Source organism: Staphylococcus pasteuri, assembly GCF_030547725.1.
GTDB classification, from domain to species: Bacteria; Bacillota; Bacilli; order Staphylococcales; family Staphylococcaceae; genus Staphylococcus; species Staphylococcus pasteuri.
The window spans coordinates 240,126-251,598 of the sequence record NZ_JAUOQO010000006.1 but is presented as its reverse complement, the minus strand read 5'-3'; the positions used below and the strand labels follow the sequence as shown (position 1 = coordinate 251,598).

Sequence of the window (11,473 nt, the reverse complement as noted above, 5' to 3'; positions counted from 1 at the left end):
GTGCGAACCGAAAAAAGAAAAATCTTTAGATTTTAGAAGCACTTATGCACTAGTGAAAGCTAGGGCGATCCGCAATCCACTTCTAATTTTCAATTAGATTAGTGGAACTTATGCACTAGCAAAAGCTAGTGCGAACCGAAAAAAGAAAAATCTTTAGATTTTAGAAGCACTTATGCACTAGAGAAAACTAGTGCTACCCAATAATGATTGGTATCTATGCCTATAAATTAAAACTTGAAATAAAGTAAAAGTGTTACTTAATTAAAAACTAATAACACAGTAATACATAAAGTTAGTTTTAATTATGTAAGGAAAATATTAAGAGAAATTAAAGTTTAATGATATATGTTTGATAAATAACACTACAGTGGAAATATATAGTGATAGCTAATTATTGATTTTTCAAAGGGTGAATCATTATGACTATTGTGAATAAGGTAATTATTGTTGAAGGTAAATCAGATAAGAAAAGATTACAACAAGTCATTGCAGAACCAGTTAACATTATTTGTACGCATGGTACTATGAGTATTGATAAAATTGATGATATGATAGAGTCACTTTATGGCAAGCAAGTTTTCGTTTTAGCCGATTCCGATGATGAAGGTGATCGTATTAGAAAATGGTTTAAGCGATACTTGAGTGAGTGTGAACATATATTTGTAGATAAAACCTATTGTGAAGTAGCTAATTGTCCTAAAAATTATTTAGCAAATGTACTTACTAAACATGGTTTTAACTGTAAAAAAGAAAAGCCCCTCATGTCTAATTTAAAAACTGAAAGGTTAGTTTTAGTAAATGAATAAAACAATAGAAGTAGATGATGTAACTGAAAATTTTGGTGAGGAAAAACATTTGATATTTGGGTATACTCCAACTTGTGGAACTTGTAAAGTATCAGAAAGAATGCTGGATATCGCTAATGAAATATTAAATCTTCCAGTTAAAAAAATCGATTTGAATTTTCATCCGAAATTTAGTGAAGACCACCAAATTATGTCAGTACCAGTATTAATGTTAATGAATAAGGATAAAGAATCGAAAAGAATATATGCTTTTAGATCAGTTCCTTATTTGTTAGAAAATTTAAAATAATGATTGACGAATTTCTACCTGGATGGTAGGATTAAATCAAATTAAATAATGCTTACACTCTTATCGAGAGAGGTGGAGGGATGTGCCCTACGAAGCCCGGCAACCGTCTAATATAGAAATGGTGCCAATTCACATAAAGTCAAACTTTAGAAGATGAGAGAAAGATATTTTTCAATGCTTTCTCTAACACCTTAAAGTTTAGAGAAAGCATTTTTTAATTGGTAGAAGTTAAACAAGGAGGCATTAACGTGATTGAGTTAAAACAATTAGTTAAACAATATCATACGAAAAACAAAGACGTACTTGCTGTAGATCACGTTGATTTAAATATTGAATCTGGTTCGATATTTGGCGTTGTCGGTTTTTCTGGAGCAGGAAAAAGTACATTGATTAGAATGTTTAATAATTTAGAAACTCCAACCTCAGGTGATGTTATTATCGATGGCGACAGTATTAGTAAATTAACTAAATCAGATTTACGTAAAAAGCGTCAAAAAGTGAGCATGATTTTCCAACACTTTAATTTATTATGGTCAAGAACCGTACTAAAAAATATCACATTTCCTTTAGAAATTGCTGGCGTTTCAAAAGGCGAAGCAAAAAGGAAGGCTAACGAACTTATTGAACTTGTAGGTTTAAAAGGCCGAGAAAATGCATATCCTTCTGAATTATCTGGAGGTCAAAAGCAAAGAGTAGGTATCGCTAGAGCATTAGCAAACGATCCAACTGTTTTACTTTGTGATGAGGCTACAAGTGCATTGGACCCTCAAACAACAGATGAGATACTTGATTTATTATTCAAAATACGAGAACGACAAAATTTAACTATCGTCTTAATCACACATGAAATGCATGTAATACGACGTATTTGTGATGAAGTTGCAGTAATGGAAAACGGACGTGTTATCGAGCAAGGCCAAGTAAGTCAAGTGTTTGAAAACCCACAACATGAAGTTACTAAACGTTTTGTTAAAGATGATTTAAACGATGATTTTGAAGAATCATTGGATGATTTAGAACCACTTAGTGAAGATTCTTACATAGTTAGATTAAACTTCAATGGCGAGAATACAACACAACCGATTGTTTCATATATTACTAAAAAACATAATGTTGATTTGAATATTTTAGAAGCTGATATCAAAAACACAAGAAATGGTACTTTAGGTTTCTTAGTCGTCCACATACCGCATATAAGTTCTGAAAATTTCGAAGATTTTAAATCTAATCTTGGTGAACAACATGTAAATGTGGAGGTGTTAAGACATGGATAATTCATTTAGTGATATTTTAAAAGAAATGGTCACAATGCCTAATGTGCAATGGCCAGATGTTTGGCAAGCCATAGTTGAAACACTTTATATGACTGTAGTATCAACTATTTTCGCATTTATTTTTGGATTAATTTTAGGTGTATTACTATTTTTATCAGCTAAGAGCGAATCTAAAATAGCAAGAGTCTTTTATTCAATTGTTTCATTCATAGTGAACTTATTTAGAGCAATTCCATTTATCATCTTAATCTTGTTATTAATACCATTTACAAGTGTAGTACTAGGAACTATTAGTGGACCAACGGGTGCATTACCTGCATTAATAATTGGTTCAGCACCATTCTATGCAAGATTAGTAGAAATAGCTTTCAAAGAAATAGACAAAGGGGTTATTGAAGCGGCTTGGTCAATGGGGGCAAATACTTGGACTGTAGTTAGAAAGGTATTACTTCCAGAAGCGATGCCAGCATTAGTATCTGGAATTACAGTAACAGCGATTGCTTTAGTAGGATCTACTGCAATTGCAGGTGTTATTGGAGCCGGTGGTTTAGGTAACTTAGCTTATTTAACTGGTTTTACTCGAAATCAAAATGATGTCATTTTAGTTTCAACAGTATTCATTTTAATTATTGTATTCATCATTCAATTTATTGGTGATTGGATTACAAATAAAATAGATAAACGCTAAAAAAGGGGAGAAATCAATGAAGAAAATCTTAGGTATTTTATTATTATTAACGTTGACTGTAGCACTTGCAGCTTGTGGTGGAAAAGGAAGCGATAAAACAATTAAAGTTGGAGCTTCACCAGCACCACATGCTGAGATTCTAGAAAAAGCTAAACCATTATTAGAGAAAAAAGGGTATAAATTAGATATCAAAACAATTAATGATTATACAACACCAAACAAATTATTAGATAAAGGCGAATTAGATGCCAACTTCTTCCAACATACACCTTACCTTAAAACTGAAAGTAAAGAAAAAGGCTATAAAATTGAATCAGCAGGTAACGTTGAGTTAGAACCAATGGCTGTTTATTCTAAAAAATATAAAAGCTTAAAAGATTTACCAAAAGGGGCAACAGTTTACGTTTCTAACAACCCAGCAGAACAAGGACGTTTCTTAAAATTCTTCGTAGATGAAGGTTTAATCAAAATTAAAAAAGGCGTTAAAATTGAAGATGCTAAATTTAGTGACATAACTGAAAATAAAAAAGATATTAAATTTAATAACAAACAATCAGCAGAATTTTTACCTAAAATTTATCAAAAACAAGATGCTGACGCTGTTATCATCAATTCAAACTATGCACTTGATCAAAAATTAAATCCTAAAAAAGATTCAATCGCATACGAAAAAGCTAAAGACAATCCATATGCTAACTTAATTGCAGTTAAAGATGGACATAAAGACGATAAGAAAATCAAAGCTTTAATGGAAGTATTACAATCTAAAGAAATTAGAGATTACATTAATAAAGAGTACGATGGTGCGGTTGTACCAGCAAAATAATTAGCATAATAATAAATCCTCAAGTCACTTTGACTTGAGGATTTTTGTGTGAATAAGAATTTAAAGATAGACCTAAACTCTTATTTACTATAAACGCATTAAGCCATTGATAAGCAGAATTAATGAAGCAATTAATAATAAAATAGAAGGTACGAATGTACTTTTGTTTTTGGAGTGGCGAGATAGTTGGGCTCTAATAATTAAAATAATAGCGATCAAAATTAAAATAGCACTAATACCATAAATGAAAATAGAAAACACTACAGATACCTCCTCGCCAATAGCGTAACATAACTATATATTTAATATACTCATATAATAAGTTGATAAAAAATAAAAGTATGTTTAATTTTTATAGGTCGTGGTATTTAATAATCATAACAATTGATAAATATTTCAAGGAGGAATTCAAAATGGCTGAAGATAAATTCGAACAAGCAAAAGGTAATGTAAAAGAAACTGTAGGTAACGTTACTGACAATGAAAACCTTGAAAAAGAAGGTAAAGAAGATAAAGCTTCTGGTAAAGTGAAAGAAACAGTTAACAACGTTATTGATAAAGTTAAAGGTAATAAAGAAGATAAATAGATAATATTAAGGCTCTCTTACACATGATGTGTTTGAGAGCCTTTTTTGTTTTAATACTTTTTTGCCTATATACTTTCTTCGTTTTTAACAGTTATCTGACCAAGAATGTAACTAACGATAAAACCTATAATTAACGTTAGTATAGAGATTATCCATGTTACCAATGAAGTTGGTATTCCAGGAAATACAGCATAAATAGATCCGATAACAAATCCAATAATTAATGCGAATGTTACGGTTGTATGATGATGTAATAAATACTGGATGAGTTTACTAGAAATTAAAAATCCAGACAATATACCTAAACCTACTATTAAAAGTATTGGTAAAGCATCGAAATTAAATTTTACTAGTTCTGATATAGCAAACATAACCGTCCCGTATGCTCCGAAAATAAGTAACATAAATGACCCTGATATACCTGGAAGAAGCATTGCACTAGAAGCACATATACCTGCAATATAATATTTAATAATAAGACTAGTAGTTAAAGATAATGTCTCTCCTGCGTGTTTGTCTCCACTATTTAATAAGGTCATGATGACTAGTAATGCGATGCCTATTAAAACGACAATATAATGTTTCGTTTTAAAAGTAGTTTTGAAATGTGACACTTTAAGAAGGTAGGGAATGATGCCAATAATTAAACCAGTAAAAAAGAACATAGTAGGAACTTCGTGCGCACTTAAAAGGTAGTTGAATAAATTACTTAAAATACCTATAGCTAATAGCATACCAATTACAATAGGTAATAAAAATTTAAAGCTAGGCCAAAATCTTTTCGAAAATAAACCACTTATTGAACTGATAAAGCCATCATAAATACCTAGCAAAAGTGCAATTGTTCCACCACTGACTCCTGGCACTAAATCACTTGTACCCATGCCAAATCCTTTAATCAAATTTATCCATTTGAAGTTTTTCATTAATGACTCCTTTCTTAACCTATAAGGTTAAAATGAATCATATCATAATTATTGATTTAAAGTTAAATAAACCGACTATTTGTCTAAAAAATGGCTATTGAGAAAGTAACGGTTTTCGTTATCATTTGAAATAACATTAAACTATAGATAAAAATAATTTTTTAAAAAGAATTACTCTAATTTATCGGTTTAAAAAGTTTATATTAACCTGTAAGTACGTTATAATATAGTAGATTGAAAATTCCAAAGGCTTTTTGACTATAGATTAAAATTATTATAAACTAGTTAAGAAAACTTTATATTTTATGGAGGGAATATAAATGTCATCAACATTAGAAATTAAAGACCTACACGTGTCTATTGAAGATAAAGAAATTTTAAAAGGCGTTAATTTAACAATTAATACTGGGGAAATTCATGCCATTATGGGACCAAATGGTACAGGTAAATCAACATTATCATCAGCAATTATGGGTCATCCAAGCTATGAAGTAACAAAAGGTGAAGTGTTACTTGATGGTGTTAATATTTTAGAACTTGAAGTTGATGAAAGAGCAAAAGCTGGATTATTCCTAGCAATGCAATATCCTTCAGAAATCACTGGTGTAACAAACGCCGATTTCATGCGTTCAGCAATTAATGCAAAACGTGAAGAAGGTCAAGAAATTAACTTAATGCAATTCATCAAAAAATTAGATAAAGAAATGGATTTCTTAGACATTGATCAAGACATGGCTCAACGTTACTTAAATGAAGGTTTCTCAGGCGGAGAGAAAAAACGTAATGAAATCTTACAATTAATGATGTTAGAACCTAAATTTGCTATTTTAGATGAAATTGACTCAGGTTTAGATATTGACGCTTTAAAAGTAGTGTCTAAAGGTATCAATCAAATGCGCGGAGAAGACTTCGGTGCATTAATGATTACGCACTATCAACGTTTATTAAACTACATCACACCTGACAAAGTACATGTTATGTATGGTGGTAAAGTTGTTAAATCTGGTGGACCAGAATTAGCAAAACGCCTTGAAGAAGAAGGTTATGAATGGGTTAAAGAAGAATTTGGTGCTACTGAATAGTCGAGATTAATCTATCGATTTAAAGCTCGTTGAGATGTTCGTATAAATGATGAAACTGAACATTGAATTATTAATACTATTTCATCAAGTGGGAGGATAAGAGTTATGACAACTGAAACTTTGAACATTTCTGAAGAACAACTTGTTGATTATTCAAAAGCGCACAATGAACCTTCTTGGATGACTGAACTACGTAAAGAAGCGTTGAAATTAACAGAAACTTTAGAAATGCCAAAACCTGACAAAACTAAATTAAGAAAATGGGACTTTGATACGTTTAAACAACATCACACAGAAGGTAATGTTTATCAAAGTTTATCAGAATTACCAGAATCAGTTAAAAAAATTATCGATGTTGAAAACACTGAGAATTTAATTATTCAACATAATAATGATTTAGCATACACACAAGTTTCTGAACAAGCCAAAAATGATGGTGTCATCATTGAAGGTTTATCAGAAGCACTTGTTAATCATAGTGAATTAGTACAAAAATATTATATGAAAGATGCTGTAAATGTAGATGAACATCGTATTACAGCATTACACACTGCATTAATGAATGGTGGCGTATTTGTATACGTTCCTAAAAATGTCGTAGTTGAACATCCAGTTCAATATGTTGTTTTACATGACGATGAAAATGCAAGTTTTTATAATCATGTTATTATTGCCACTGAACAAAGTGCTGAAGTAACTTATGTAGAAAACTATTTATCTAATGCAAGTGGTGAAGGAAATCAAATTAATATTGTTTCAGAAGTAATTGCTGGGGCAAATTCTAATATCACATATGGTTCTGTAGATTATTTAGATAAAGGTTTCACTGGACATATCATTAGAAGAGGTACTACTGAAGCAGACGCTGCCATCAATTGGGCATTAGGTTTAATGAACGAAGGTAGCCAAATTATTGATAATACAACTAACTTAATAGGTGATCGTTCTACAAGTGAATTAAAATCAGTTGTAGTCGGTACAGGTGATCAAAAAATCAACTTAACTTCTAAAATTGTTCAATATGGTAAAGAAACAGATGGTTATATTTTAAAACATGGTGTAATGAAAGAAAATGCATCATCAGTATTTAATGGTATCGGTCATATCAAACATGGTGGTACTAAATCAATTGCTAACCAAGAGTCTCGTGTATTAATGTTATCAGAAAATGCTCGTGGAGATGCGAACCCTATTTTACTAATCGATGAAGACGACGTAGAAGCAGGTCACGCAGCATCTGTTGGACGTGTTGATCCAGAACAACTTTACTATTTAATGAGCCGTGGTATTTCTAGAAGAGAAGCTGAACGTTTAGTTATACATGGTTTCTTAGATCCAGTAGTAAGAGAATTACCAATTGAAGACGTAAAACGTCAATTAAGAGAAGTTATCGAACTTAAAGTTTCTAAATAGATTTAAAGTAAGAGATTTTTAATTAAAGAAGGGTCGTGAATAAAGTGGCCGAACATTCATTTGACGTTAATGAAATAATCAAAGATTTTCCGATTTTAGAACAACAAGTTAATGGCAAACGTTTAGCATATCTTGATTCAACAGCGACAAGCCAAACACCAGTACAAGTTTTAAATGTGTTAGATGATTACTATAAACGCTATAACTCTAACGTTCATAGAGGTGTTCATACGTTGGGTTCATTAGCAACTGACGGATATGAAAGTGCACGTGAAACAGTTAGACGTTTTATTAATGCTAAATATTTTGAGGAAATCATTTTTACAAGAGGAACTACGGCTTCTATTAATATTGTTGCACATAGTTATGGTGATGCTAATGTCGATGAAGGCGATGAAATTGTTGTTACTGAGATGGAACATCACGCTAATATTGTTCCATGGCAACAGTTAGCTAAACGTAAAAACGCATCATTAAAATTCATCCCTATGACAGAACAAGGTGAATTAAATATCGAGGACATTAAAGCCACAATTAACGACAAAACTAAAATTGTAGCTATTGCCCATGTATCTAACGTTCTAGGTACAATCAATGATGTAAAAACCATAGCCGAAATTGCTCACCAACATGGTGCGGTGATTAGTGTAGATGGTGCTCAAGCAGCTCCTCACATGGCTCTAGATATGCAAGATATTGACGCTGACTTTTATAGCTTTAGTGGGCATAAAATGTTAGGGCCTACAGGTATCGGTGTTTTATATGGCAAACGTGATTTATTAAAAGATATGGAACCCGTCGAGTTTGGTGGAGATATGATTGATTTTGTAAGTAAATATGATGCTACTTGGGCTGATTTACCAACAAAATTTGAAGCTGGTACACCATTAATTGCACAAGCAATTGGTTTAGCTGAAGCAATTCGTTATATTCAACAATTAGGATTCGAAGCAATTCATCAACATGAAAAAGAATTAACAGAATACGCCTACGAACAAATGTCTAATATTGAAGGCTTAGATATTTATGGGCCACCTAAAGATCGACGTGCAGGTGTCATTACGTTTAATCTAACAGACATTCACCCACACGATGTAGCAACAGCAGTTGATACTGAAGGTGTAGCAGTGAGAGCTGGACATCATTGTGCACAACCATTAATGAAATGGTTAGGCGTTTCTTCTACAGCTAGAGCAAGTTTTTATATTTATAATAATAAGCAAGACATCGACCAATTAGTATATGCATTGAAACAAACGAAGGAGTTTTTCTCATATGAATTTTAATAATTTAGATCAACTTTATCGATCTGTAATTATGGATCATTATAAAAATCCTAGAAACAAAGGCGTATTAGATAATGGCTCGATGACTGTTGATATGAATAACCCTACTTGTGGTGATCGTATTCGACTTACATTTGATATAGAAGATGGCGTTATAAATGATGCTAAATTTGAAGGCGAAGGTTGTTCAATTTCTATGTCTAGTGCTTCTATGATGACTGAAGCAGTAAAAGGTCATACGTTAGCTGAAGCTATGCAAATGAGTCAAGAATTTACTAAGATGATGCTAGGTGAAGATTACGAAATTACTGAAGAAATGGGAGACATTGAAGCATTACAAGGTGTTTCTCAATTCCCTGCAAGAATAAAATGTGCCACTTTAGCTTGGAAAGCACTCGAAAAAGGAACAGTCGAAAAAGAAGGTAAGACAGAAGGGACAACAGAAGATTAATAGTTATGTTTCTTAATGACATAACGGGTAAACAATAACTAGATATCAATGATGTTGGCTTTTTACTTTCGATAATCATTGTTATAATATGATGACAATTTTATACTTGTAATTAAAAATCTCGCGCATGACGTTTAAATATATATAAGGAGTGATTGAAATGGCTAAAAAAGCACCTGATGTTGGGGATTATAAATATGGTTTCCACGACGAAGATGTTTCCATTTTCAGATCAGAACGAGGTCTAACTGAAAATATAGTTAGAGAAATTTCTAAAATGAAAGATGAACCAGAATGGATGTTAGATTTCCGTCTGAAAGCTTTAAAATTATTCTATAAAATGCCAATGCCTCAATGGGGTGGTGACTTATCAGAATTAAACTTTGATGATATTACTTATTATGTAAAACCATCGGAACACACTGAGCGTTCATGGGATGAAGTACCTGAAGAAATCAAACGTACATTTGATAAATTAGGTATTCCTGAAGCTGAGCAAAAATATTTAGCAGGTGTTTCTGCACAATATGAATCAGAAGTTGTTTACCATAATATGGAAAAAGAATTAGAAGAAAAAGGAATTATCTTCAAAGATACTGACAGTGCATTACGTGAGAACGAAGATTTATTCCGTGAATATTTTGCTTCTGTTATTCCAGCTGCAGATAATAAATTTGCGGCATTAAACTCAGCTGTATGGTCAGGTGGATCATTCATTTATGTTCCTAAAAACGTTAAATTAGATACACCATTACAAGCATACTTCCGTATTAACTCTGAAAATATGGGTCAATTCGAACGTACTTTAATCATTGCTGATGAAGGTGCTTCAGTAAACTACGTTGAAGGTTGTACTGCACCAGTTTATACAACAAGTTCATTACACTCAGCTGTAGTTGAAATTATTGTCCATAAAGATGCACACGTCCGTTATACTACAATTCAAAACTGGGCAAACAATGTTTATAACTTAGTTACTAAACGTACATTTGTTCATGAGAATGGTAATATGGAATGGGTTGATGGTAACTTAGGTTCTAAATTAACTATGAAATACCCTAACTGTGTATTATTAGGTGAAGGTGCAAAAGGTAGTACATTATCTATCGCATTTGCTGGTAAAGGACAAGTACAAGACGCTGGAGCTAAAATGATTCATAAAGCACCAAATACGTCTTCAACAATTGTTTCTAAATCTATTTCTAAAAACGGTGGTAAAGTAATCTATCGTGGTATTGTTCATTTTGGACGTAAAGCTAAAGGTGCACGTTCAAACATTGAATGTGACACATTAATTTTAGATAATGAATCAACTTCAGATACAATCCCTTATAATGAAGTATTTAACGACAATATTTCATTAGAGCACGAAGCTAAAGTATCTAAAGTTTCAGAAGAACAATTATTCTACTTAATGAGTCGTGGTATCTCAGAAGAAGAAGCGACTGAAATGATTGTTATGGGATTCATTGAACCATTCACTAAAGAACTACCAATGGAATATGCGGTAGAAATGAATAGATTAATTAAATTCGAAATGGAAGGCAGTATCGGCTAACTTCCTCTACTAACATCAAGCTATTTTACGTATAGGTATAATAGCTTGGTGTTTTTTTAGTTACTAATTTATGATTTGTTTAAATTTAGTATGAAATTAAATAGCAAATAGAAGTGGATAATAAATTGACTAAACTCTATTTATTGTCCACTTTTTATGATTCATGGTTACTCACAGAAGTTGAATATTATATTAATTAAAGCAGCATATTGTAATAGTTTACAAAAGTTTGTTCAGGGGAATAAATTTATAATTCAATATTTATATAACTATTATGAACGGGGAGC

At 31.8% G+C, this 11,473-nt stretch carries 13 protein-coding genes and 1 riboswitch; of the genes, 11 read left to right on the top strand and 2 right to left on the bottom strand.

Annotated features, from left to right (window positions below; all coding sequences use genetic code 11):
- Window positions 1-419: 419 nt before the first annotated feature.
- From Q4528_RS08865 to Q4528_RS08845, 5 genes are all read left to right on the top strand, one after another.
- Window positions 420-806 (top strand): toprim domain-containing protein, encoded by a 387-nt coding sequence (locus tag Q4528_RS08865; RefSeq protein ID WP_017637478.1) that lies wholly within the window; start codon window positions 420-422, stop codon window positions 804-806.
- Entirely contained in the window at window positions 799-1,095 is a 297-nt protein-coding gene (locus tag Q4528_RS08860; protein ID WP_046466487.1) for a thioredoxin family protein, read from the top strand. The genes Q4528_RS08865 and Q4528_RS08860 overlap by 8 nt, the downstream gene beginning before the upstream one ends.
- A gap of 57 nt (window positions 1,096-1,152) precedes the next feature.
- A riboswitch (SAM riboswitch) is annotated at window positions 1,153-1,255 on the top strand.
- An 88-nt stretch (window positions 1,256-1,343) separates the two neighbouring features.
- Window positions 1,344-2,369 (top strand): methionine ABC transporter ATP-binding protein, encoded by a 1,026-nt coding sequence (locus Q4528_RS08855; RefSeq protein WP_303521277.1) that lies wholly within the window; start codon window positions 1,344-1,346, stop codon window positions 2,367-2,369.
- Complete coding sequence (locus Q4528_RS08850; protein ID WP_046466488.1) at window positions 2,362-3,057, top strand: methionine ABC transporter permease; 696 nt, start codon at window positions 2,362-2,364, stop codon at window positions 3,055-3,057. Before Q4528_RS08855 ends, Q4528_RS08850 begins: the two co-directional genes overlap by 8 nt.
- A 16-nt stretch (window positions 3,058-3,073) precedes the next feature.
- Complete coding sequence (locus tag Q4528_RS08845; protein WP_029055610.1) at window positions 3,074-3,883, top strand: MetQ/NlpA family ABC transporter substrate-binding protein; 810 nt, start codon at window positions 3,074-3,076, stop codon at window positions 3,881-3,883.
- Between the two features lie 87 nt (window positions 3,884-3,970).
- Here Q4528_RS08845 and Q4528_RS08840 read toward each other — a convergent pair whose 3' ends face one another.
- Window positions 3,971-4,144 carry a hypothetical protein gene (locus Q4528_RS08840; RefSeq protein ID WP_156156324.1) on the bottom strand — a complete coding sequence of 58 codons (174 nt, stop codon included), beginning with the start codon at window positions 4,142-4,144 and terminating at the stop codon, window positions 3,971-3,973.
- A gap of 152 nt (window positions 4,145-4,296) precedes the next feature.
- Here Q4528_RS08840 and Q4528_RS08835 point away from each other — a divergent pair, with 152 nt between their 5' ends.
- The gene (locus Q4528_RS08835; protein WP_017637472.1) at window positions 4,297-4,470 is read left to right on the top strand and encodes a CsbD family protein; all 174 of its coding nucleotides are present in this window, start codon (window positions 4,297-4,299) and stop codon (window positions 4,468-4,470) included.
- A gap of 65 nt (window positions 4,471-4,535) precedes the next feature.
- Here the strand turns inward: Q4528_RS08835 and popT are convergent, their stop codons facing one another.
- Window positions 4,536-5,396, bottom strand: a complete 861-nt coding sequence (gene popT / locus Q4528_RS08830) for a polyprenyl-phosphate transporter PopT (RefSeq protein WP_303521273.1) — start codon at window positions 5,394-5,396, stop codon at window positions 4,536-4,538.
- Between the two features lie 320 nt (window positions 5,397-5,716).
- On the opposite strand from popT, the gene sufC reads away from it, so the two are divergent.
- The 5 genes from sufC (at window position 5,717) to sufB (ending at window position 11,186) form a co-directional block, all read left to right on the top strand.
- The gene (gene sufC / locus Q4528_RS08825) at window positions 5,717-6,478 is read left to right on the top strand and encodes a Fe-S cluster assembly ATPase SufC (protein WP_017637470.1); all 762 of its coding nucleotides are present in this window, start codon (window positions 5,717-5,719) and stop codon (window positions 6,476-6,478) included.
- A gap of 105 nt (window positions 6,479-6,583) precedes the next feature.
- Window positions 6,584-7,891 carry a Fe-S cluster assembly protein SufD gene (sufD, locus tag Q4528_RS08820; protein WP_017637469.1) on the top strand — a complete coding sequence of 436 codons (1,308 nt, stop codon included), beginning with the start codon at window positions 6,584-6,586 and terminating at the stop codon, window positions 7,889-7,891.
- Window positions 7,892-7,926: 35 nt separating this feature from the next.
- Window positions 7,927-9,177 (top strand): cysteine desulfurase, encoded by a 1,251-nt coding sequence (locus Q4528_RS08815; RefSeq protein WP_176745282.1) that lies wholly within the window; start codon window positions 7,927-7,929, stop codon window positions 9,175-9,177.
- On the top strand, window positions 9,167-9,628 hold the full coding sequence (sufU, locus tag Q4528_RS08810) for a Fe-S cluster assembly sulfur transfer protein SufU (protein ID WP_017637467.1): 462 nt from the start codon (window positions 9,167-9,169) through the stop codon (window positions 9,626-9,628). Before Q4528_RS08815 ends, sufU begins: the two co-directional genes overlap by 11 nt.
- Window positions 9,629-9,788: 160 nt before the next feature.
- On the top strand, window positions 9,789-11,186 hold the full coding sequence (sufB, locus tag Q4528_RS08805) for a Fe-S cluster assembly protein SufB (protein ID WP_017637466.1): 1,398 nt from the start codon (window positions 9,789-9,791) through the stop codon (window positions 11,184-11,186).
- Window positions 11,187-11,473 lie beyond the last annotated feature (287 nt).